This window comes from Bacteroides graminisolvens DSM 19988 = JCM 15093 (assembly GCF_000428125.1).
Lineage (GTDB): Bacteria > Bacteroidota > Bacteroidia > Bacteroidales > Bacteroidaceae > Bacteroides > Bacteroides graminisolvens.
In genome coordinates, this window is sequence record NZ_ATZI01000001.1 from 779,829 (window position 1) to 803,063 (window position 23,235).

Annotated in this window: 15 protein-coding genes; 12 read left to right on the forward strand and 3 right to left on the reverse strand. The window is 45.9% G+C overall.

All coding sequences use genetic code 11. The annotated features are described in order from the left end of the window. Positions 1–17 precede the first annotated feature (17 nt). On the forward strand, positions 18–1,712 hold the full coding sequence (locus tag C511_RS0103320; protein ID WP_027317819.1) for a DUF5114 domain-containing protein: 1,695 nt from the start codon (positions 18–20) through the stop codon (positions 1,710–1,712). Between the two features lie 8 nt (positions 1,713–1,720). Continuing rightward, entirely contained in the window at positions 1,721–2,749 is a 1,029-nt protein-coding gene (locus C511_RS0103325; RefSeq protein ID WP_024995896.1) for a glycoside hydrolase family 53 protein, read from the forward strand. Between the two features lie 71 nt (positions 2,750–2,820). Here C511_RS0103325 and C511_RS0103330 read toward each other — a convergent pair whose 3' ends face one another. Then, positions 2,821–4,671, reverse strand: a complete 1,851-nt coding sequence (locus tag C511_RS0103330) for a fimbrillin family protein (RefSeq protein WP_027317820.1) — start codon at positions 4,669–4,671, stop codon at positions 2,821–2,823. A gap of 140 nt (positions 4,672–4,811) precedes the next feature. On the opposite strand from C511_RS0103330, the gene C511_RS0103335 reads away from it, so the two are divergent. From C511_RS0103335 to meaB, 3 genes are all read left to right on the forward strand, one after another. Continuing rightward, on the forward strand, positions 4,812–10,535 hold the full coding sequence (locus C511_RS0103335; RefSeq protein WP_027317821.1) for an alpha-2-macroglobulin family protein: 5,724 nt from the start codon (positions 4,812–4,814) through the stop codon (positions 10,533–10,535). Between the two features lie 80 nt (positions 10,536–10,615). Continuing rightward, on the forward strand, positions 10,616–11,683 hold the full coding sequence (locus C511_RS0103340) for a DUF1573 domain-containing protein (RefSeq protein ID WP_024995899.1): 1,068 nt from the start codon (positions 10,616–10,618) through the stop codon (positions 11,681–11,683). Between the two features lie 29 nt (positions 11,684–11,712). Further along, a complete protein-coding gene (gene meaB, locus C511_RS0103345) occupies positions 11,713–12,813 on the forward strand; it encodes a methylmalonyl Co-A mutase-associated GTPase MeaB (RefSeq protein ID WP_024995900.1) in 1,101 nt (366 codons plus the stop codon). Positions 12,814–12,833: 20 nt separating this feature from the next. On the opposite strand, the gene C511_RS0103350 is transcribed toward meaB, so the two are convergent. Continuing rightward, positions 12,834–13,757 carry a DMT family transporter gene (locus C511_RS0103350; RefSeq protein ID WP_024995901.1) on the reverse strand — a complete coding sequence of 308 codons (924 nt, stop codon included), beginning with the start codon at positions 13,755–13,757 and terminating at the stop codon, positions 12,834–12,836. Positions 13,758–13,876: 119 nt separating this feature from the next. Here C511_RS0103350 and C511_RS0103355 point away from each other — a divergent pair, with 119 nt between their 5' ends. The 4 genes from C511_RS0103355 to C511_RS0103370 all read left to right on the forward strand — a co-directional run bounded on the left by C511_RS0103355 (position 13,877) and on the right by C511_RS0103370 (position 17,973). Further along, complete coding sequence (locus tag C511_RS0103355; protein ID WP_024995902.1) at positions 13,877–14,710, forward strand: AAA family ATPase; 834 nt, start codon at positions 13,877–13,879, stop codon at positions 14,708–14,710. A 2-nt stretch (positions 14,711–14,712) separates the two neighbouring features. Continuing rightward, positions 14,713–15,711 (forward strand): DUF4435 domain-containing protein, encoded by a 999-nt coding sequence (locus tag C511_RS0103360; protein WP_024995903.1) that lies wholly within the window; start codon positions 14,713–14,715, stop codon positions 15,709–15,711. Positions 15,712–15,721: 10 nt separating this feature from the next. After that, positions 15,722–16,999, forward strand: a complete 1,278-nt coding sequence (locus C511_RS0103365; protein WP_027317822.1) for a mechanosensitive ion channel family protein — start codon at positions 15,722–15,724, stop codon at positions 16,997–16,999. An 80-nt stretch (positions 17,000–17,079) separates the two neighbouring features. Beyond that, a complete protein-coding gene (locus C511_RS0103370) occupies positions 17,080–17,973 on the forward strand; it encodes an AraC family transcriptional regulator (RefSeq protein ID WP_024995905.1) in 894 nt (297 codons plus the stop codon). Between the two features lie 78 nt (positions 17,974–18,051). Here C511_RS0103370 and C511_RS0103375 read toward each other — a convergent pair whose 3' ends face one another. Next, positions 18,052–19,053 carry an aldo/keto reductase gene (locus tag C511_RS0103375; protein WP_024995906.1) on the reverse strand — a complete coding sequence of 334 codons (1,002 nt, stop codon included), beginning with the start codon at positions 19,051–19,053 and terminating at the stop codon, positions 18,052–18,054. A 128-nt stretch (positions 19,054–19,181) separates the two neighbouring features. Between C511_RS0103375 and C511_RS0103380 the strand changes: the two genes are divergently transcribed. The 3 genes from C511_RS0103380 to C511_RS0103390 are packed head-to-tail and all read left to right on the forward strand — an operon-like array spanning position 19,182 to position 23,018. Further along, a complete protein-coding gene (locus tag C511_RS0103380) occupies positions 19,182–20,474 on the forward strand; it encodes a glycoside hydrolase 5 family protein (protein WP_024995907.1) in 1,293 nt (430 codons plus the stop codon). 18 nt (positions 20,475–20,492) lie between these two features. After that, positions 20,493–21,713 carry a glycoside hydrolase family 27 protein gene (locus tag C511_RS0103385; protein WP_024995908.1) on the forward strand — a complete coding sequence of 407 codons (1,221 nt, stop codon included), beginning with the start codon at positions 20,493–20,495 and terminating at the stop codon, positions 21,711–21,713. 12 nt (positions 21,714–21,725) lie between these two features. Then, positions 21,726–23,018: an acetylxylan esterase gene (locus tag C511_RS0103390; RefSeq protein WP_024995909.1), complete on the forward strand. Its 1,293-nt coding sequence runs from the start codon at positions 21,726–21,728 to the stop codon at positions 23,016–23,018. Positions 23,019–23,235 lie beyond the last annotated feature (217 nt).

A 23,235-nucleotide genomic window follows, 5' to 3' on the forward strand; every position in this document is an offset into this window, starting at 1 on the left:
CATTAAAAGAACATTCCATGAAAGCAATCATAAATAAACTCCTGCTACTGGCAGCCATACTGTGCATCACCGCCTGCGAGAAACAAGGAGATAAAATATACCTGAGCAGCCTGGAAGAAGGAGAACTCGTTTCGTCCGAAAGTGAAGTGGCTCTATCCATGGCAAACAGTAAACAAATAGTTCTGTCCCTAGCCTGGAACAACAGTGACTTGTCGGTTAGCGACCCCAGCATGCAGGCCCCCAATCTGGTATCTGCCACGTTGCAGGCATCCACCTCGGAAACATTTGCCGAGAATGTGCTTGAATCGGTAGAAACCTCTTTATCAAAAGCTTATACCGGCAGCGAGCTCAACACCCTTGCCAAAAACCTGGGTTTAACTCCCGACGTAGCGGTTCCGGTCTATTTCCGGTTAAAATCAGTAACCGGGAACAACATGGAGCCCGTCTACACCAATACCGTAACCGTTCAAATCACCTCGTATTTCATTGACATGAGCATCGGCTATGTACTCGACAGCAAACAGGCTGAAACGGGTGCCAAACTCTATTCGGCAGCATCCGATGGGGTGTATACGGGGTTCATGGGAGCTACAGGCTGGTACAACTACTATTTGAGAGAGGGCGACGGCACCATCTGGGGAAATGACGGAGTAGATGGCAGTCCGTTCCTAATCTCTTCCGAAGATACCAAATGGAACATGTGGTTCCCGCAGTTCGGCGGATGTTATTTTGTAAACCTGAACACTACCAAGAAAGTATGGTCGGCACTTTACATTCCGGAACTCACGGTAAGCGGAGACCTCACGGGCACCCTTACATTCGATCGTCCCAACTTGAAATGGACGTTGGTGTTCAACGCCACTCAAACAGGAAATATCACCTTGCAAGTGTCGGGTAGTGGTAAGCAATATGACTATTCAACGGGTACCACCGATGATGCGGCCAAAACTACCGCTGTAGGCTTTACGCAAAACGGAGAGTCACTGGCGTTTGGTCAACAAAGCGGAAACATTACGGTTCAGGTAACATCCACCGGTACCAACACGCTGGTAATCGACTTAAGCAATCCGCAGCAATGGGTCGCTAAGGTAGTGGGAGGTAGCGATACACCTACCGAAGTCAGACAACAGATTTATTTATCGGGCATTGATGATTTAATCACCGGAAACTGGAATTTTAATAATAAACTGTACCTTTACGATGAAGATAACCAAGCGTACGCCGGAGTAGCTTATGCTTCCTCGGAGTGGGGATACAACATCTTCCTGGAAGCAGATAACTGGGACGATAAGTACACCTTTGCGAGTGGCGACGCCTATCAGGGAACAATGGAGTTAAAAGGACAGGGCGGTAACCTGAAAGCACCTGCCACGGGACTTTATTTCTTCGATGTATCGCTCAAGGCACTTACTTATAAGCTAGTGACCCTAGAGAACAAGATTTACTATTCGGGTGTCAATGACAACTGGGACCTGCACGATCTGAATGCCACAGCCACCAAAGGAGTTTTCAGCGGTAGCGTTACCATTGAGAAAGCATCCGAATGGGGATTTCAGATTATTCTCGATGCTGCGTGGACCTATAAATACGGGGGAAGCAACGGCAAACTAAGCTACAAAGGCAGCAACATAACAGACGATGCTACCTTGTCGCCCGGCACATACACCCTCACGGTTGATCTGATAAACGGAACTTATGCTCTTACCAAATAATGAATACAATGAAAATAAAAGCAATATTAATGGGCTGCCTCCTGATGGGTATCACGGCAGCCTGCAGCAATGACGACAAGCCACAATTCCCGGAGAAGCCCCAGTATGACATGAGCGGTTTCGCCAAAGGAGCCGATGTAAGCTGGTTAACAGAGATGGAAAAGTCGGGCAGCAAATTCTACAATGCCGACGGCAAAGAAAGCGAGTGTATGACCCTCCTTCGCGACTTGGGAGTTAACTCCATCCGGTTACGAGTATGGGTAAACCCCGCCAACGGTTGGTGCAATAAAAGCGATGTCGTTGCCAAGGCCTGGCGGGCACACCAACTGGGCATGCGCCTTATGATTGACTTTCATTACAGCGATTCATGGGCAGACCCCTCTCAACAAACCAAGCCGGCAGCTTGGGCCGATTATACAATGGATGAGTTAAAAGTGGCTGTTGCCAACCATACCAAAGAGGTGCTGAATGCCCTGAAAGACAAAGGCATTACCCCCGAATGGGTGCAAGTGGGCAATGAAACAGGAAACGGCATGCTATGGGACGAAGGCAAGGCTTCTGATAACATGGCACAATATGCAGCTCTGAACAATGCCGGTTACGATGCCGTGAAATCAGTCTTCAGCAATGCCAAAGTCATTGTACACCTTCAGGAAGGAAACAAAAACGACTTGTTCCGCTGGCTTTTCGACGGACTGAAGACAAACGGTGGAAAGTGGGATGTCATTGGCATGTCACTCTATCCGCAGGCCGATACCTGGCAAACCATGAATACCCAATGCGTGGCTAATATACAAGACATGATCAGCCGTTACGGTTCAGAAATCATGCTGTGCGAAGTAGGCATGCCCTGGGATGATGCAGAGAGCTGCAAGAACTTTCTGTCTGATTTATTGGCAAAGACCAAAGACATAGATCAATGCCTGGGCATCTTTTATTGGGAGCCACAAGCATACAGCGGATGGAATGCTTATACACTAGGTGCTTTTGACAACACCGGAAAGCCAACTGTGGCGCTCGATGCGTTCAAAGAGTAAGCTTCTCTTGTAAATAACGAATAGCTTCCTGCCCGTTCATCTTGGAATGAATTAGCAGGAAGCTATTTTATTTATTTTCTTACCATTCGTAATGAAAGAGCGTTTGTTGTTTTATGAAATTCTTCTGTCACCTTATTTGAATAGTGTTGTAAACAAACAACCTTATCGGCCACGCTGGTCTGTGTGTCTCCTGCCATCCAGAATCTAACTTGTTCTTTTCTGTATATATAAGTACTATCAAAGTAACCTGCACCCACAGCATAGAAGCCGCTTAAATTGCTTACAAGATACTCAGATTCAGTCCATGATGTACTGCCACCTTTAAGTACTGATGCATCATTCTGAATGTACGTAATAAGCTTTTGCCAATCTTGAGATGACGGAATGGCCCATCCGTTTGGTGCTATTTTCCCGCTTGTTACAACTTTCTGATTGTAAAAACAGTAGGTAGAAGTTGGTTTTCCATATCCAGCACTTTCGGTAGAGAAGTCAGTTTTAAGAGTAATAGGAGTTCCGTCATTATAAAAGGTTGCTTTAAAATTGCTTCTGAGCCAATATTGAGTACCTACTTTTATAATTGGGTAAGCAATGTTTTCATCCCCTCTTTTATCAGATAATACATCAGCCGAAATGGATATCTTGGGATAATTTGATGCCCCTGTTTGGACTAGTTGGTTATTCGCGTTAATATAAAACTTGTTTGTGTCTGTCCAACTCCCTGTTATATAGCTTAAGGTATTTGTAGATGTGTCCCATTTTGCAGTTCCTCCATGTACGCTTTCTGTGCAATCCATCAGCCTCATGACCTTTCCTGCAGCAAAGTTCACTTTGTTGTCTGAGACCGGATAATAAACAATAGCTTGAGAATTAATGTTGTCTGATAAAAGGTATTCTTTGCATAATTGCCCAATTTCTACTCCATTTGAATAGACTTTATATACGGATGATTCTTCAAAAGAAATAGTTGAAAGATCTAATAAATTAGTTATTTCAGCAGCAGGTATCTCTGTAGGAGTGTTTTCTTCCCATGGAGTAATGCTGTGACTGAAACTAGACGTTAGTGAATTTGTTGATTCATTACATGTAATAATTAGTTCTTCAGCTTTTCCCGATGTTAATGAAATAGTATTTATTGATCCATAGAATATCTTATCTCCTATTTTTACTGTAATATTGTCAATGCTTGAATTAATTGTTTGTGGAATAACAATCATCTCTTTTCCTACTAAATATTCACCGGATATATTCCAACTACCATTTGGAATCATTGTTTGAGGAGACGAAGATACTCCTAAGTTCATTGTCTCAAAATTGTAACTACTTTTAGTATTTAGATGATTAATCTGAATAATCGGGCTTTTAGTTAGTATTGATGAGGGGCTATCGTTTCCACTTAATTTCAGTTTTATTTTTATTTTGCAAAAAATATGTTTGTAATTTAGATCTACCGGTGCAGTGCTGGTTATTATGTTTTTTTGAGAAGCAACCAAGAAATCTGAAGAGGAAAAACTTCCTGTACTTGTCTGATCTTTATTAACAGATACTCCAATTTCTGATTTTCCTGCTTTGATTCCAACTTTTTGATAGGGGTAGTAGCTGATGAAGTCACATTTGTAATCTCCTGTAGGATAGTATTGTTCTTTCTCAGACATAAATTCAGAATTTGAAGAGTAGTAAAAACAGACGTTGTTAATACATCTTTCTTCGGAAAAAAGGTTGGGTTGGATTAAAACAAAGAGCCCGACGGAATCTTTAAATTCAAAATCATTGTTTTTTACTCTAGTTTGAGGACCTGTAATACTCGATGTAATCTTAATTACAGTTTTACTACTTTTGTCGTTGTTATCACTAATTTCATTCACACAAGAAAAGAAGAGAAAGCATGCCAATGCTCCCACAAGGACGAGCCGTGTTTTCTTCATAGGATTAATTTAAATAATTATAAATTGGTTATATCGCAACAAAGATAATTTTTATTTTTATATAATTCCCCTCCAACCCATACAAAAATCACAAATAATTTCTTTACTTTGCCATTCAACTCAGACTTAAACCCACAAGTATGAAAAAGAATGCATTGATTCTCACCTTGTTACTGGCTTGCGTTACGCTGATACCGGCTAGCGCACAAACGTATAACACCTATTGGAAGAACCTGAAAACGGCAGAGCAGAAAAGCTTACCGCAAACAGCACTGTCCATTTCAAAAAGTATTTTTACCAAGGCGGAAGCCGAGAAGAATTCTCCACAGATGCTCAAGGCGTTTGTTTGGCGAATGAATTACCTGCAACGAAAGGCACCCGATAGTGTCCGGGTGTGTCTCGCCGAGCTGGAGCAATGGACGCAGCGCGCCCAGAAACCAACAGACAGGGCCGTGCTGCACACACTGATGGCTCAGGCTTACAACCGGTATGTGTCCGCCAAGAGTTGGAACATCAATCAACGAACGGAAACGGAACCGGGGGTAGTGCCCGATGATATGGACGAGTGGGGGGCCAACCTCTTTAAAGAGAAGGTGAACAGCCACGTGGAGCAAGCGCTACGTGACTCGGCGCTCTTGCTGGCTACATCGGCACGCAGCTATGTGCCGTTTGTGGAACCGGGTAGTACCAGTGCGCTGTATGGGCATAACTTGTATCATCTGCTGGTGATGTGTAATATGCAGGTGATGAAGCAGGTGGATGGTCAGCTCCATGGGGAGTTTTTTCGACCGAAGATAAGGCAGCTGTATGCCAACCTGATAAAGGCGTACAAAGTACAAAAGAATATAGACGGGGTGGTGCTGGCGACGCTCGACAGCCTGAACTGGCATTACACGGAAGTGAATGGTGGCATTGACGAGGAGCAAAAAACGACGGAGGGCTTTGAGAAGGATGCTTATGTGCTGGCGCTTAACGGGTTGTTGCAGCAGTACGGCAAGAGTGCCGTGGCAGCGGAGATTTATTTGCAGCAGGCCAACCGGGCACGGAGCATGAATCAAAGGGTGAAGGCGTTGGCGCTGTGCAACGAGGGCATCGCTCGTTATCCCAAATACAATCGCATCAATGCATTGAAGGAGGTGCGCCAAGAGATTCTGGCGTCTTCGTTGTCTTTCAGCCTGAACGAGGTGGTGTACCCGGGGGCGGAGGTGTCGGTAAAGGTGAATCACCGCAATGTGGACGGTTTCCGGTTGCAGTTTTACAAGCTGAATGTTCCGGCTACATCTGCGTTATTGAAGGAGCGTTTGGATGCGGATTTCATCAAGAGACACGGTACCCGGGTGTTGACTAAGGACTTGGTGTTGAAGCGCACTGCGGATTATGTGGAGGCCGACACGACTTTGCGGGTGAAGATGCCTGCCGAAGGGGTGTACTTGATCACGGCATCGCATGGGTCGGGGGTGCAGGATCGGTCTTCACTGGTTTATGTGAGTAAGTTGAAGACGTTGTCGCGCCGGCTGCCGGGTAAGGATTGCGAAGTGGTGGTGGTCGATGCGCAAAGCGGGCATCCGGTAGCGGGTGCGCAGGTGTTGCTGTACAATCAGGAAAAGGAAGATACGAAGTTGGCAAAGGCTTTGACTACGGATGAGCAGGGCAAGGTGGTGTTTCCCTGGGATGCTACGTTCCGCTTTTTTAGGGTGAGTGCTGCGGGCGATGAGTCCATGCCTTATCAGCATTGGCAAGCGGGATATTATTATCAGGAAGTGGCCCGATACAAGGAGGTGGTGCAATTGTTTACGGATCGAACCATTTACCGGCCGGGACAAACGGTGTATGTAAAGGGGGTGGCGTATGAGCAGATGGAGGACAGCAGCCGGGTGGTGGCCGACAAGACGTATGAGGTGAGGCTGTTTGGTGCCAACGGGCAAAGAATAGATACACGCAGGTTACCTACGAATGAATTTGGTTCTTTTCATCTGGAGTTTGTGTTACCGGCATCGGGATTGAATGGGGTGTACAGGCTGTCTGTTGATGATACGGAGTGTCGTTTCAGGGTGGAGGAGTACAAGCGACCTACGTTCTTTGTGGCATTTGATGAGGTGAAGGATGAGTTTCAGCTCAATGATTCGGTCGGGGTGAGGGGCACTGTTCGTACCTATAGTGCGGTGCCGCTGATGAAGGCGAAGGTTCGTTACACGGTGACTCGCCAGGCTGGTGGTTGGTGGCGCATGGGGCGTATGCAATCGGAGGTTATCGGGAGCGGTGAAACGGAAACGGCGGCAGACGGCAGTTTTCTAGTGCCCGTGAAGTTAACGCCCGGCAAGGAGGATATGCCTCAGGGGCGTTATTACAGGTATGCCGTGGAGGCGGCGGTGACTAGTGATGCGGGCGAAACGCAAACGGAAACGTTTGATATCCATGCGGGTGAGCGGTCGCTGGTTTTAAGTACGACTCTCAAAGAGATGGTGTGTCGCGATGATTCTATTTGGACTACGTTTGAGGCTCGCAATCTTTCGGATAAGCAGGTGGCGGTGAACGGGGTGTACCGGTTGCTGCGCTACACGGATGTGAAGGCGGATCGAGTGGACTCTGTCGCTGTGGCGCAGGGATCGTTTGTTGCCAATGAAAAGATGTTCTTGGCTGATTGGCAGGCTTTGCCGTCGGGGGCTTACAAGTTGGTATTGCAGGCGCACGATGCAAAGGGCAGGGAGGTGACTTTCTCAACGAAGGTGGTGCTGTTCTCGCTCCGTGACACGCGTCCGGCTGAAACAACTGATTTATGGTATCATCCGGTGAATACGGAGTTTGATGCCACGCACCCGGCTGTGTTTGTGGTAGGTACTTCGCATGCTGATGCGTATGTACTGATGGATGTGCTTTACGGTGATCAAAAGCCCGAAAGCCGGTTGTTGCATTGGTCGGACTCTGTACAGACGTTCCGCCTTCCGTATCTGGAGAAATACGGTGACGGGGTGAATGTGCAGTTCTGCTTCGTGAAGAACGGGCAGGTGTATCAGCAGAGTGTGAGGCTGACGAAGAAGCAACCGGAGAAATGGCTAAAAGCAAAATGGCAGGTGTTCAGAGATAAGTTGCAACCGGGCAAGAAGGAGGAATGGAGGCTCACGCTGACTACGCCTCAGGGTAAGCCGGCGAATGCGGAGATGCTGGCAACCATGTATGATGCGTCACTCGATAAGATATGGGACAATGAGCAGGAGTGGAATCTTTATTATAATCGTTTGATCCCTACTGTGCAGTGGTATTCTCCTTATATGCAAGGGGTTTTCGGCTCGTTCAGTTTTCCGCAGCGGGCCATCAAGGTTCCTGAATTGATTTTCGACTCGTTATATGGAGTAGCCGATGGGGATCGGATCTTTTATAGTTTTGAAGAAAGGTCGCCCATTATGATACGTGGCATGGCGAGCAAAGCGGCAGGGATTATGACCAAGAACTCGGAGGAACTTCTTGGGGAGGTGGCCGTTGTGGGGTATGCGGCTAGTGATGCGGCTGAATCGAAAACTAGCGGCAGTGTGCAAACGGTTGGTTCCGGACAGGTGCGCACGAACTTCGCGGAAACGGCTTTCTTCTATCCGCAGTTACTGACCAACGAGAAAGGGGAGGTTGTGTTTAGCTTTACCATGCCCGAGAGTCTCACGACCTGGAACTTCAGGGGGTATGCGCACACGAAAGATATGTTGCTGGCGGAGCTGGACGAAGAGGTAGTTACCAGCAAGGATTTTATGCTGACGCCTAACTTACCGCGTTTTGTGCGGGTGGGTGACCATACGATGTTGGCAGCTACGGTGGACAACCGTACGGAGCGTGCACTGGCGGGCGTGGTGACGCTGACTTGGTTCAACCCGTTAACGAATGAGGTGGTTGCTACGCAGAAGAAGCCGTTTGCCACGGAAGCCAAGCAGAGTGTGGCGGTGCAGTTCGCCTTCACGGCAACGGATCGGTATGACTTGCTGGGCTGTCGCCTGGTGGCCGAGAGTGAGGATTTTAGCGACGGTGAACAGCATGTGATTCCGGTGCTTCCCAATAAGGAGTATGTGACCGAGGCGTTGCCCATTACGGTGCTGCCTGGCAAGGAACAAGAATATAGTTTGGCGGATTTGTTTAACAAGGGTAGCCAAACAGCTACTTCGCGCAAGCTGACGGTGGAGTTTTCTTCTAACCCGGCTTGGTATGCCATTCAGGCGTTGCCTTCGGTGAGCAACCCGGAGTCGGATAATGCCATTTCGTGGGCAACGGCGTATTATGCCAATGCCATGGCGTCTTACCTCGTGGAGCAGCAGCCTTGTATTCGTCAGGCAATGGATGCCTGGAAGATGATGGGGGGCGACAAGGATACGTGGGTAAGTAACTTGCTGAAGAATCAGGAACTGAAGGATCTGTTGGCAGAGGAATCGCCCTGGTTGCTCGAGGCGCAGAGTGAAACGGCACAGATGGAGCGCTTGGCTACGTTGTTTGATCTCAATAACATGAATAATAAATTGGCTGTGGCTCAGCAGAAGTTGAAGGCTTTGCAGTTGCCCGATGGCTCGTGGAGCTGGTACAACGGCATGTCGGGCAGCCGATACATCACAACGTATGTGTTGGAAACGTTGCTCCGCCTCGGCAGGAATCAGGAGGTGAAGCTTCCTGCTGAAACTGAAGAGATGGTGGTCGGTGCGCTGAATTATCTGCATGCGGAGATGCTGAAGGTGTATCAGCTTGAACAGGAGGCTCTGAAGAAGGGGCAAACGGAACCGGGCATCACGTATGGGCAGACGGAGTATTTGTATCTGGTGTATTTGTGGGGCAAGGGGGTACCTGCTGCCAACCAAAAGGCGTATGGGTATTTCCTGCAAAAATTATCGCGTTCGGTAGCGGGTTTGTCGCTGGCCGACAAGGCTCGGGCTGCACTGGTGTTGCATGCGGCCGGTAAGGAAAAGGCATCGGCAGAGGCTTTGGCTTCTTTGAAGGAGCACACGGTGTACAGACCGGCAGAGGGGCGCTTCTTTGCATTCGGATCGGCTCCCCAAACGTGGAATATGCGCCGCATGGCTACGCAGGTGGCTGCCATTGAGGCTTTTGAAACCTTATCAAACGATACGGTGTTGACGGATGAAATGAAGGTGTGGGTGCTGAATCAAAAGCGCACGCAGCAGTGGGATTCGCCGGTGGCTACCGTTGATGCTATTTATGCTTTGTTGCTTCGCGGTAAGGATGTGCTGACTGCGGATGCTTCACTGAACGTGAAGGTAGGGGGCAAGGAGTGGAGCGTCGGCTCGTCGGTCACCAATGTAATGGGGTACCGAAAAGAGGTGATAACCGATGCCGCAACGGTAAAGCGTGCCAAAAACATCCGCGTGAGCAAGCAGGGGAAAGGCTTGGCGTGGGGTGGCGTGTATGCTCAGTTTAATGAGGAATTCGGAAAGATTACTCGCTACGGTACGGCCGGCTTATCGGTCGACAAGGTGATTTATGCTGAACGCGTGGCGGACGGTAAGAAGCAGTTGCAACTGGTTACGACGGCTAATCCGCTACAGGTGGGCGACCGGGTAGTGGTGCGCCTGACCATCCGTTTGGATCGTGACATGGATTTTGTGCAGATCAAGGATCGTTTGGCTGCTTGCATGGAACCGCTCAACCCTGTTTCGGGTTACCGGTGGTCGGCCGGGGGTGGCTGCTATGTGGAGGTGAAAGATGCTTCTACGCAGATGTTTTTTAGTTCGATGAGTAAGGGTGTGCATGTGTGGGAGAACACGTATGTGGTGAGTCGCCCCGGTACGTATGAAGCGGGAATTGCCACTGTACAGGGGGCTTACACGCCCGAGTACTCGGCACATTCGGCATCGACCACACTGGAGGTTGCAAATTAACCGCTGTTTCATGTTCCTTAATTCATGAAAAAGGGCTATTTTTGTGCAGCTTAATTTGTAATGATTAAAAATAGATACGGATGAAACGCAATATGACTGCTCTCTTTTCTTTGTTGGCCTTCAGCTTGTCGGCTTATGCGCAATCGCACATTTCTTCGAATAAGGAAACGCATAACTTCGGCCAGATTGAATGGAAAAAGCCGGTAACGGTGGATTATACCATTACCAATACCGGTAATAAACCGTTGGTGCTGAGCAATGTGACTACCTCATGCGGATGTGCGGTAGCCGAGTGGACCAAACAGCCCATTGCACCGGGTGAGAAGGGAACGGTAACGGCTACGTTTGACGCTCAGGCGCTGGGACACTTTGAGAAGACGGTGGGCATTTACAGTAACGCGGATCCGTCACTGGTGTATCTCACCTTCAAAGGGGAGGTGGTGCGTGAGGTGAAGGATTTCACGACTTCGCATCCGTACCAGATCGGTCAGATTCGTTTGGATAGAAATACCATTGATTTTCCGGATGTGAATGCGGGTGATCGTCCCGAAATTACCATCGGTGTGGTGAACTTGTCGGACCGTCCGTACGAACCGGTCTTGATGCATTTGCCGCCTTACCTGCGTATGGAAAAGAGTCCCAATGTGCTGTTGAAGGGTAAGAAGGGTACCATCAAGCTGACACTGGATTCTAAAAAACTGAATGATTTCGGGTTGACGCAAAGTTCGGTGTACCTGGCTCGCTTTGCGGGCGATAAGGTGAGTGAGGAGAATGAGATTCCGGTATCGGCCGTACTTTTGCCCGACTTCTCTAAAATGAGCGCGCAGGAAAAAGCCAAGGCTCCTGTCATTCGCTTGTCGCAAACGGAGGTTGATTTTGTTCCTCATCTGCTGAAGAAGAACAAAGCGACTCATGCGGTTGTTATCACCAATACGGGTAAATCACCTCTCACCATCGGCAAGCTTCAAGTCTTTAACCCGGCGGTGGGTGTGAGTTTGAAGAAAACGGTGCTTCTGCCCGGTGAGCAAACGCGCCTGACCATTACGTTGACGCGCAAAGGGCTCAACAAGAAGAAACATTTACGCATATTAATGATAACCAACGACCCCGTGCAGCCCAAGGTGGAAATCAATCTGAAGGCCAACTGACGCGGTGGCTTAAACGAAACGAATGAAACATGGAACATCCTGAAAACAATCAAGAATATAAAGGCCTGGCAGTGAACCGGGGCATCGAACAACCTGCATCTGTTAACCCTTACCTGAAAGCGCAACGCAAGGCCAAAAGGCGTACGTTGTCGGTTGCCGAATTTGTGGAAGGTATTTTGCAGGGTAATGTCACCATACTCAGTCAGGCTGTTACGCTGGTAGAAAGTGTAAAACCCGAACATCAGTCCATTGCGCAGGAGGTGATTGAAAAGTGCCTTCCGTATTCGGGCAATTCTGTGCGGGTGGGCATCAGTGGGGTGCCGGGCGCCGGGAAGAGTACTTCGATAGATGTGTTTGGCTTGCATGAGTTGCAAAAGGGAGGCAAACTGGCTGTGTTGGCCATTGATCCCAGCAGTGAACGCAGCAAAGGAAGTATTCTGGGCGACAAAACCCGCATGGAGCAACTATCCGTTCACCCTGATTCTTTTATACGCCCTAGTCCCTCGGCCGGATCATTGGGAGGGGTAGCCCGCAAAACGCGGGAAACTATTATTCTGTGTGAAGCGGCCGGTTTCGATAAGATTTTTGTAGAAACGGTGGGGGTAGGTCAGAGTGAAACGGCGGTTCACTCCATGGTGGATTTCTTCTTACTGATTCAGCTGGCCGGTACGGGTGATGAGCTGCAAGGCATCAAACGGGGGATCATGGAAATGGCCGACGGTATTGTGATCAATAAGGCCGACGGCAGCAACGTAGATAAAGCGCAGCTGGCTGCTACGCAATTTCGCAATGCCTTGCATCTGTTTCCTGCTCCGGATTCGGGCTGGACACCTCGCGTGCTGACTTACTCCGGCTTTTATAACTTGGGTGTGAAAGAGATATGGGACATGATTGATGAGTACATTGCTTTTGTAAAGGAGAACGGGTATTTTGACTATCGCCGCAACGAACAGAGCAAGTACTGGATGTACGAGGCTATCAACGAACATTTGCGCGATAGCTTTTATAACAACGAAGTGGTGAAGTCTATGCTGGCCGACAAAGAGCGGCAGGTGCTGGAAGCGAACCTGACTTCTTTTGTCGCTGCACGAAATTTACTGGATGCTTATTTTGCCGAGTTGAAAAAATAATCATAGTAGCGGAACTCTTTTCAAGGGTTCCGCTGTTTTTCTGCCTCCAACTGTGCCTTCGACTTGCTTTGTGTCACAATGAATACCCCCAAGAATACCAGGACTATGGCTATGGCTTTTTGCCAGCCAAATGTATCCATGCCGATGGCTACGGCCACAAAGGAGGCTACAATGGGTTGCACGTAGTTGTACATACTTACTAACGTAGGGCGAAGCACGCGCTGTGAAGAGGTAGTGAGTATGTATGCCAGGAAGGTGGCAAAGAATACGACATAGCCTATCTTTAGTATCATATCAAACGGGATGCTGGTAAAATCAATGGCGGCTACGTCATGGTAAGAGAAGGGAATGAAGCACATAGACGCATAGATAAACAGCCATTTGCTGATGGTCACGGCCGAATATTTGGTAATGAGGTCTTTAAATACGGTAAGGTAAATGGCGAAACTGAACTGTGCAATCATGCAAAACAGGTCGCCCAACATGCTGCCGGGACGACCGCTGGCAGCGGCCTGACCACTCAAAATCAGTGTGAGCGCCCCCAATGCTCCGATGAATATACCCAGCACTTTCTTATTCGTTATCGGTTCTTTGAGGTAGATAGCCGCCACAATCATGGTAACGATGGGCGAGGTGGTGGTCACAATGGAGGCATCGATGGGTGAGGTGAGTGACAAGCCGAAGATGAAGGCTCCCTGATTAAACACAACGCCAAACAAAGCGGCAAAGAAAAGTTTCAAGAGGTCTTTGTTCTCTACATTTTCCTTTTTACAGAAAAATGAAAGTGCCCAGAAGGCTACAGCGGCACCCACCATACGGAAGGTGGTTACCGACATGGGTGTGAACTCTGCCAAAACGGCTTTTCCGATAGGGGCATTTAGTCCCCACATGAGGTTGGCAGTGAACATGGCTGCGTGTCCCCAAATATTTTTATCGTTTGTCATCCTGTTATCCTTAAATAAAACCTGTTGCAAAGGTAGAAAAAAAGTATGTCGTTACGGGTTAATGAAGAATATTTTTATCTTTGTGGTACGGAATGCTATCCGAATTAAATAGAAACAAGATGGAAAAGCAAGCGAATTATATCAAGCGGATTGAACTGGATGGTCTCTGGGGACGCTTCAACATTGCCTGGGATCTCAGGCCGGATGTGAATATTCTTTCCGGCATCAATGGAGTGGGGAAAACAACTATTCTGAATCGTTCGGTGAGCTATCTCGAAAGATTGTCGGGTGAGATGAAGAGTGATGAGAAGAACGGGGTACGTGTTTTCTTTGATGACCCTGAAGCTACTTTTATTCCTTATGATGTGATTAGAAGTTATGACCGGCCGCTTATTATGGGCGATTTTACCGCGCACATGGCAGATAAGAATGTGAAGTCTGAGCTCGACTGGCAACTTTATCTGTTGCAACGCAGGTACCTGGACTATCAGGTGAACATTGGCAACCGGATGATTGAGATGTTGGCTAGTGATGATGAGGAGTTACGAAGCAAAGCTTCCACACTTTCTTGTCCCAAGAAGAGGTTTCAGGACTTAATTGATCATTTGTTTAGCTATACGCGTAAAAAGATTGATCGTAAGCGTAATGATATTGCTTTTTATCAGGACGATGAGCTGCTGCACCCGTACAAACTATCGTCGGGTGAGAAGCAGATGCTTGTTATCTTGTTGACTACATTGGTGCAGGATAACCGGCATTATGTGCTGTTCATGGATGAACCGGAGGCTTCGTTGCACATTGAATGGCAGCAAAAGCTGATTTCGATGATCAGGGAGCTCAACCCGAATGTGCAGATTGTGCTCACCACTCACTCGCCCGCGGTGATTATGGAAGGCTGGCTCGATGCGGTGACTGAAGTAAGTGATATATCGACCTTGGTGCACGCGAAATAGATATGGGGAAAAGATTGGTTGACAACCTGAGTTCGTCATATATCGGTGCGGCACAACAGCTTTATCCGAAGAAAACCCGAAAAAAGATTGTGGCGTATGTGGAGAGTTATGATGACATTGCTTTTTGGCGAAATCTGCTGGAGGAGTTCGAAACGGAGGAGTATTATTTTGAAGTGATGCTGCCTTCGAACACGTCTTTGTCGAAAGGCAAGAAGATGGTACTCATGAATACGCTTCGGGTGGAGGAACTGGGCAAGAGTCTCATTGCTTGTGTGGACAGTGATTTCGATTTCTTGTTGCAAGGAGCTACGGCTACTTCGCGCAAGCTGAACGAAAACAAGTATGTGTTTCAAACGTATGCTTATGCCATTGAAAATTATCATTGTTATGCCGATGGTTTGCACGAGGTATGTGTGCAGTCGACTTTGAATGACAAGCGTCTCTTTGATTTTAATGCTTTCATGAAGAGGTACTCGGAAATAGCTTATCCGCTTTTCTTGTGGACGGTTTTCTTTTACCGGCAGTATGATACGCACTCGTTTCCGATGAATGAGTTTCACGCTTGTGTACGGGTGCGCGACTTGAACTTTCATCATCCGGAAGTGGCTTTGGAAAGAATGCAGAAGGAGGTAAGTGCTAAGTTGTTTCAACTGAAAAAGCGTTTCGGGCAATTCACGCCTGAGGTGGAGAAACTAGGCGAGGATTTGCAGAAGCTGGGACTGAATCCGGAAACTACTTATCTGTATATTCAGGGGCACCACATCATGGATAATGTGGTGATGAAGATTCTGAATCCTGTCTGTGCCGTGTTGAGGCGGGAAAGGGAAGAGGAGATTAAACGACTGGCTGAACACGAGGAACAATACCGGAACGAACTGACGAGCTATGAAAATAGTCAGGTCAACGTAGAGGTGATGTTGCGCAGGGCGCAGAGTTACAAGGAACTTTATTTGTATAAATGGCTCCGTGATGATGTAAGGGAGTTTATGAAGGAAAAATAAATAGGTGTGTATGACAAAGGAAATGTTGAGTGATTACAGAATTGTAGAAAACATTAATGAATATCTGGTAACTTTAGGAACGGGACAGAGCTTGGCCGATAGTCTGGACCAATTTATTGCCGTAGGCTTGCTGTTGCTGCTGGCATTCTCGGCTAACTTTATCTGTCGCACTGTGCTGCTGCATGTGGTGACTAAGTTGGTGAAGAATACGAAAGTAACGTGGGATGATGTTCTGTTTGATAAAAAAGTATTGGTCAACCTTAGCCGAATGGTGGCTCCGGTACTGATTTATGTGTTGCTTCCGGTGGTTTTCCCGCGTGAACCGGATGTCGTTTCTTTTTTGCAGCGCCTTTGCATGATTTACATCATTGCCACTTTCTTGCGGTTTATCAATGTTTTCCTTCTGGCTATTTACCATGTCTATAGCGAAAAGGAGCAGTTTAAAGATCGTCCGCTAAAGGGACTGCTGCAAACGGCTCAGGTTACTCTGTTCTTTATCGGGGGTATCGCTATTGTCAGTATCCTGATGAATAAATCGCCTGCGGTGTTGCTTACCGGACTGGGTGCATCGGCAGCCATCCTGATGTTGGTGTTCAAGGATAGTATCATGGGATTTGTGTCGGGCATTCAGTTGTCGGCCAACAATATGTTGCGTGTGGGCGATTGGATTGTGATGTCCAAATATGGAGCCGACGGTACGGTGATTGAGGTGACACTCAATACGGTTAAAGTTCGTAATTGGGATAATACCATTACGACCATTCCGCCCTATGCTTTGGTGAGCGATTCGTTTCAAAACTGGCGGGGCATGCAGGAATCGGGTGGCCGACGAGTGAAGCGTTCTATCCGGATTGATATGAACAGTGTTAAATTCTGCACGCCTGAAATGCTTGATAAATACCGTAAAATACATCTGCTTGCTGACTACATTGATGAAACGGAACGGGTTGTATCCGAATACAATGAAACGCACCACATCGATAACAGTCTGCTGGTCAACGGAAGGAGGCAGACTAACTTAGGGGTTTTCAGAGCTTACCTGAATAATTATCTGAAAAACCTGGATGCGGTGAATCAGGAGATGACTTGCATGGTGCGACAATTGCAACCAACGGAGCAGGGCATACCGATTGAGTTATACTTTTTTTCTGCTATCAAAGAGTGGGTGGTTTATGAAAGTATTCAGGCTGATGTGTTTGATCATGTGTTAGCTATCATACCTGAATTTGAACTACGTGTTTTTCAAAATCCTACGGGAAGTGATTTCAGGGAATTACGCACTAATTGATAAAAAAGTATTGCTTGACACCAGATTTAAAATAATGTGCTATATTTGTGACGATAATACTATATTAACCTTCTATCGATATGAATGTAGCACAAAACCAGATTATTCGTGAAATTACCCCTTTATCGGACAAAGATTGTTTTTACATCGCGGAGCGGTATAAAACGGAATTTACTTATCCGATGCACAGCCATGCTGAATTCGAATTGAACTTTACTGAGAAAGCAGCCGGAGTGCGTCGCATCGTTGGCGATTCGGCTGAGATTATCAGTGATTATGACTTGGTGCTGATCACCGGAAAGGATTTGGAACATGTGTGGGAGCAACACGACTGTTGTTCGAAAGAGATTCGTGAAATAACCATTCAGTTCTCTTCCGATCTGTTTTTCAAGAGCTTCATCAATAAAAACCAGTTTGATTCCATCAGGTCCATGCTGGACCGTGCTCAGAAAGGACTTTGCTTTCCCATGCAGGCTATTATGAAGGTTTATCCGTTATTGGATACATTGGCCTCTGAAAAACAGGGGTTTTACGCTGTGATCAAGTTTCTCACTATCTTGTATGAATTGTCTCTGCACAGTGATGAAGCCCGCACGCTGTCAAGTTCTTCTTTTGCTAAGATAGGCATTCACTCTGACAGCCGCCGGGTTCAAAAGGTGCAGGAGTTTATTAATGCGCATTACAAAGAGGAAATCAGACTGAATCAGCTTGCCGATATGGTTGGAATGACATCTGTTTCTTTTAGCCGTTTCTTTAAGTTACGAACAGGAAAGAACTTGTCTGACTACATTATTGATATTCGTTTGGGCTATGCGGCGCGCTTGCTGGTGGACTCAACCATGTCGGTTGCTGAGATTTGTTATGAATGCGGATTTAATAATTTGTCGAACTTCAACCGGATATTCAAGAAAAAGAAAGAATGCTCTCCCAAAGAGTTTCGCGATAACTATAGAAAGAAAAAGAAATTAATTTGATTCTGCAAGAAACAGGTACGGCTGCATATTCCTAACGAATACATGCAGCCGTACTTATTTTCTGTGAATTGTGGTTTACTAAAGAATTATCCGATTGATCAAACGTAGCTCTTCGGCCGTAAATTGACAATTTTCAAGACCCTTAAGGTTGTCTTTCATCTGTTGAACGGAGCTTGCTCCAATGATGACAGAGGTTACCAAATCATCTTTCAACACCCAGGCCAATGCCATTTCAGCTAGCGTTTGTCCGCGTTCGAGCGCCATTTTATTGAGTTGCTCAATCTTTTGGAGAACATCATTGGTTAGTTGCTCTTTCTTCAAGAATCCGCCCCGCGCTATGCGTGAATCGTCTGGAATACCTTGTAAATAACGGTTGGTGAGCAAGCCTTGTGCCAAAGGTGAAAAGGCAATGAATCCGCTTCCGTTTTCTTTTGCCTGCTGCAAAATCTGTTCTTGCTCGGGTTCACGGTTGAAAATATTGTATCGCCCTTGGTATAGTAGGCAACGTACATCTCTCTGCTTAAGGTAATGATAGGCAAACCGAGCTGCTTCATACGGGTATTTTGATATACCCACATAAAGAGCTTTGCCCTGGCGTACGATATCGACCAGCGCTTGGAGTGTTTCTTCCAACGGAGTATTCGGATCAAAACGATGAGAATAGAAGATATCAACGTAATCGAGATTCATCCGCTTTAGACTCTGGTCCAGACTGCTCATGAGGTATTTGCGCGAACCCCACTCACCATAAGGACCTTGCCACATTTCATGTCCGGCTTTGGTTGAAATGAATAGTTCGTCACGATAGGGAGCGAATGATTTTTTCATGATTTGCCCGAATGTTTCCTCGGCTGAACCATAAACCGGACCGTAATTATTGGCCAGATCGAAGTGAATAATACCGTTATCGAATGCGTAATGCGCCATTTTCTGACTGTTGTCAAATGTATCGACACTCCCGAAATTGTGCCACAATCCCAATGAGATTTCGGGAAGCAAGATACCACTTTGTCCGCAACGACGGTATTTCATGCCGCTACTATAACGTTCCGGACTGGCTGAGTACACAGTGTCTGTCATCATATTAAAAATACTTTTGGGGTTACTATGCGACAAATATAGTTATTTGTACAATGAATAGATAAAATAATACAAGATACTTTAACGTAAGAGTATTACTTTTGCCATGAAACAAAAAATCTGATATTATGGCGAAATTTATTTCACTCTTTATTTCTCTGCTATTTCTATTCACAGGGTGCATGGCGCGCAAGTCAACATCTGCATCTTCTTTCATTCAAGTCAACGACGGTCATTTTATGAGAGACGGTAAGCCTTATCATTTTGTAGGAGCCAACTTTTGGTATGGTGCTATTTTAGCATCCGAAGGTGAAGGAGGCAACAGAGACCGTTTGAACAAAGAACTCGATTTTTTAAAAAGCATAGGAGTGGATAACCTGAGAATTCTGGTAGGATCCGATGGTGAAAGAGGAATAACCGCAAAGGTGGAACCTACGTTACAAATAGCTCCCGGTGTGTATAATGATACTATTTTAGCCGGTTTGGATTATTTGCTGGCTGAAATGAGTAAACGAAAGATGGTAGCAGTACTTTACCTGAATAACTCTTGGGAATGGAGTGGAGGATATGGACAATACCTTCAGTGGGCCGGGCATGGTAAAGCGCCGGTACCTGCGGTCGATGGATGGCCTGCTTATATGGAATACGTGAAACAATATCAAAAATCGGATAGCGCAAAGGCTTTGTTTGCCAATTATGTGAAAGACATCCTTTCGAGAGTCAATAGGTATACACATATAAAATATGTAGATGATCCGACAATCATGTCTTGGCAGATTGGCAACGAACCGCGCGCTTTTTCCGAGGAAAACAAGGAACCTTTTGCTAAATGGATAGCAGAGGTCGCTGCGCTCATTAAGTCGATTGACAGCAATCACCTGGTGTCAACCGGCAGCGAAGGAAAGCACGGTTGCGAGCAAGATATAAAGTTGTTTGAACAGATTCATGCAGATACCCATATTGATTATATGAACATTCATATCTGGCCGTATAATTGGGGATGGGCTCCAAAAGACAGCCTGCAAGAGAATTTGGAAAAAGCCAAAGTCAATACCAAGAAATACATCGACGAGCACTTGGTGGTAGCTCGTAAATACAATAAGCCCATAGCTCTGGAGGAATTTGGGTATCCGCGTGACGGCTTTCAATTTTCAAAGGATGTTACCACTCGGGCACGTGATAGTTATTATCGGTTTATTTTTGATCTGGTAGCCGATAAAACGGAAGCTTATAAACTGTTGGCCGGCTGTAATTTCTGGGCTTGGGGTGGTTTTGCTAATCCATCTGCAGAACATGTAAACTGGAGAAAAGGAGATGATTACACGGGCGATCCGGCTCAGGAAGAGCAGGGGCTGAATTCTGTTTTCGCAACGGACAGTACAGTGACTATAATCAAGGAGGCTAACAATAAATTGAAATAATCAGATAAACAAAAAAAGATGAAGAAAAAGACATGGATAGCAGTTTTATTGTTCTGCTTGCCCTTAGCTTTAAATGCTCAGAAATTTGAGGGATTGGCCCAGACACCTCCCATGGGATGGAATAGTTGGAATAAGTTTGCTTGTAATATTGATGAGAATTTGATTAAAACCATTGCCGATGCCATGGTTGAGAGCGGCTTACGCGACGCCGGGTATGTATATCTTAACTTGGACGACTGCTGGCATGGTGAGAGAGATTCTTTAGGCTTTATTCAGGCTGACCCTCTTAAGTTTCCATCTGGCATGAAAGCTCTGGGTGATTACATTCACAGTAAAGGACTCAAATTTGGTATTTACTCAGACGCTGGCCGGAAAACCTGTGGTGGCCGCCCGGGAAGTTTCGGTCATGAATATCAGGATGCCCTTCAGTATGCCAAATGGGGTGTTGACTATTTGAAATATGATTGGTGTGAAACGGAAGATATCAATCCGGTAGGAGCTTACAATTTAATGAGGGATGCTTTACGGGCAGCCGGTCGTCCTATACTTTTCAGTATGTGTGAATGGGGACATAGTAAACCTTGGACTTGGGCAAAGGAAACCGGTCACATGTGGCGCACAACAGGTGATATCTTTAATTGCTTCGATTGCGTAGATCAGCACCCGGGATGGGCTGCTTATGGGGTATTGCAAATTTTAGATATGCAAAACGGTCTTAGGCAATATGCCGGTCCTGGACATTGGAATGACCCGGATATGTTGGAGGTTGGTAACGGACAAAGTGTGAATGAAGATCGTGCACATTTCTCTATGTGGAGTATGTTAGCTGCCCCGCTGATTTTGGGAAATGATATTCGCAGCATGTCTCAGCAAACAAAAGATATTTTGATGAATAAAGAGGTTATTGCTGTAAATCAAGATAAACTGGGTATTCAAGGATTGAAGTTTGCTGCGGAAGATGGTCTTGAATTTTGGTTCAAACCATTGGCTGATAATGATTGGGCTTTTTGTGTTTTGAACCGTTCGACAACGGATAAACAGTATGTCATTGACTGGCAGAAGTTTAATTTGTATGATGAGGTTTCGAAGCGCTTTACTGATTTTGATTCGAAAGTTTACACCATTCGAAATCTTTGGACCAACCAAAATGAAGGAGATACTAAGAAAGTAAGGCCGGTTACTATTCCGGGGCATGACGTTGTTATGTACCGCTTGTCGGTCGCCAAAAAGAAAAAATAAATTGTAGTTAACATGGTTCGTAAAATTGTATTTGTTTTGGCAATACTGATTGGGCAAGTCATATTTAGTACGACTTTTGCTCAGATCAGAGGAAATGAAGTGAGGGTGGTCGTATCTCCCAATCACAATGATTGGCGTTATGCATTGAATGAAAAGTGTGAATTCACTATACAAGTATTCAAAGCACAGAATTTACTTCAGAATGTGCGAATTGATTATGAATTAGGCCCTGAGATGTATCCTGATGTACAAAAAAAGAACATATTATTAAAGGATGGCAAGATACAAGTTTCTTCCTCGCTCAAAAAACCGGGTTTTCTTCGTTGTAAAGTGAAAGCCTATGTAGGTGAACGTGTATATGAGGGAATGGCTACGGCCGGCTATGCACCTGAAGAAATAAAAGCTTATACAACAGCTCCTGCCGATTTTGATGCATACTGGGCCAACGCGTTGGCTGAATCTAGGAATGTTCCATTAGAGCCTACTATGGAATTAATACCCGAAAGATGTACGGATAAGGTAGATGTGTATCAAGTAAGTTTTCAGAATATAAGATGGGGTTCGCGAACATACGGTATTTTGTGTATGCCTAAGGCCGGTGGTAAATATCCGGCACTTTTACGTGTGCCGGGTGCCGGTATTCGCCCTTATTATGGTGATATAACAACGGCTTCTAAAGGTGCTATTACATTAGAAATAGGAATTCATGGCATTCCTGTAACCATGGAACAAAGCTATTACGATAAGTTATTTAATGGAGCTTTGTGGAACTATTGGGAAATGAATGCGAATGATAAGGACCGCTTTTATTACAAGCGTGTTGTGGTTGGAGCTTTGCGCGCAGTCGACTTCATTTGCAGTTTACCCCAGTATAACGGGAAGGCACTTGGTGTAAGTGGTTCCAGTCAAGGTGGAGCCTTGTCTATCATTACCGCTGCACTAGACAAACGGGTTACCTGCTTGGCTGCGGTGCATCCTGCTATGTGCGACTTTATGGCGGCTCAGTATGATAGAGCCTGTGGATGGCCACATTATTTTTATAAACAAAGCAATCCGGATAAGAATCAATTGGAGGTTAGTCGCTATTACGATGCGGTTAATTTTGCTAGCCGATTATCAGTTCCTGCCTGGTTTAGCTGGGGGTATAACGATGATGTTTGTCCACCTAGTTCTATGTATGCTGCTTATAACTCAGTTCCATCATTTAAAGAATTGCACCCGTATCTTGAAACGGGACACTACTGGTATCAGGAACAATACGATGAGTGGAACCAATGGCTTTGGAGGCAGATGGGGTTGAATTAATCTCATCGACTGTTTATAAAGTATTGGTTTATGATAAAATTGTATTTGTTAGGATGTTTTAGCTTATTTACTTTTGTATCGTAAATATGTATGTCTTGTGATTGAAGCAAATTAATATGTATTTTTCTTTTTAGATAGATGCATGCTATTACTTTTATTTAATATCTAATAGACATATTTGTTGTATTTATGTATAAATATTGGTGTTTTGATATTA

Bases quoted from the DNA above. Each gene is read 5' to 3' on its own strand.
- meaB (WP_024995900.1), top strand. From the start codon at position 11,713: ATGGAACATCCTGAAAACAATCAAGAATATAAAGGCCTGGCAGTGAAC.
- C511_RS0103380 (WP_024995907.1), top strand. From the start codon at position 19,182: ATGGCGAAATTTATTTCACTCTTTATTTCTCTGCTATTTCTATTCACA.
- C511_RS0103330 (WP_027317820.1), bottom strand. From the start codon at position 4,671: ATGAAGAAAACACGGCTCGTCCTTGTGGGAGCATTGGCATGCTTTCTC.
- C511_RS0103375 (WP_024995906.1), bottom strand. From the start codon at position 19,053: ATGACAGACACTGTGTACTCAGCCAGTCCGGAACGTTATAGTAGCGGC.
- C511_RS0103360 (WP_024995903.1), top strand. From the start codon at position 14,713: ATGGGGAAAAGATTGGTTGACAACCTGAGTTCGTCATATATCGGTGCG.
- C511_RS0103325 (WP_024995896.1), top strand. From the start codon at position 1,721: ATGAAAATAAAAGCAATATTAATGGGCTGCCTCCTGATGGGTATCACG.
- C511_RS0103370 (WP_024995905.1), top strand. From the start codon at position 17,080: ATGAATGTAGCACAAAACCAGATTATTCGTGAAATTACCCCTTTATCG.
- C511_RS0103335 (WP_027317821.1), top strand. From the start codon at position 4,812: ATGAAAAAGAATGCATTGATTCTCACCTTGTTACTGGCTTGCGTTACG.
- C511_RS0103340 (WP_024995899.1), top strand. From the start codon at position 10,616: ATGAAACGCAATATGACTGCTCTCTTTTCTTTGTTGGCCTTCAGCTTG.
- C511_RS0103390 (WP_024995909.1), top strand. From the start codon at position 21,726: ATGGTTCGTAAAATTGTATTTGTTTTGGCAATACTGATTGGGCAAGTC.
- C511_RS0103365 (WP_027317822.1), top strand. From the start codon at position 15,722: ATGACAAAGGAAATGTTGAGTGATTACAGAATTGTAGAAAACATTAAT.
- C511_RS0103385 (WP_024995908.1), top strand. From the start codon at position 20,493: ATGAAGAAAAAGACATGGATAGCAGTTTTATTGTTCTGCTTGCCCTTA.
- C511_RS0103355 (WP_024995902.1), top strand. From the start codon at position 13,877: ATGGAAAAGCAAGCGAATTATATCAAGCGGATTGAACTGGATGGTCTC.
- C511_RS0103320 (WP_027317819.1), top strand. From the start codon at position 18: ATGAAAGCAATCATAAATAAACTCCTGCTACTGGCAGCCATACTGTGC.
- C511_RS0103350 (WP_024995901.1), bottom strand. From the start codon at position 13,757: ATGACAAACGATAAAAATATTTGGGGACACGCAGCCATGTTCACTGCC.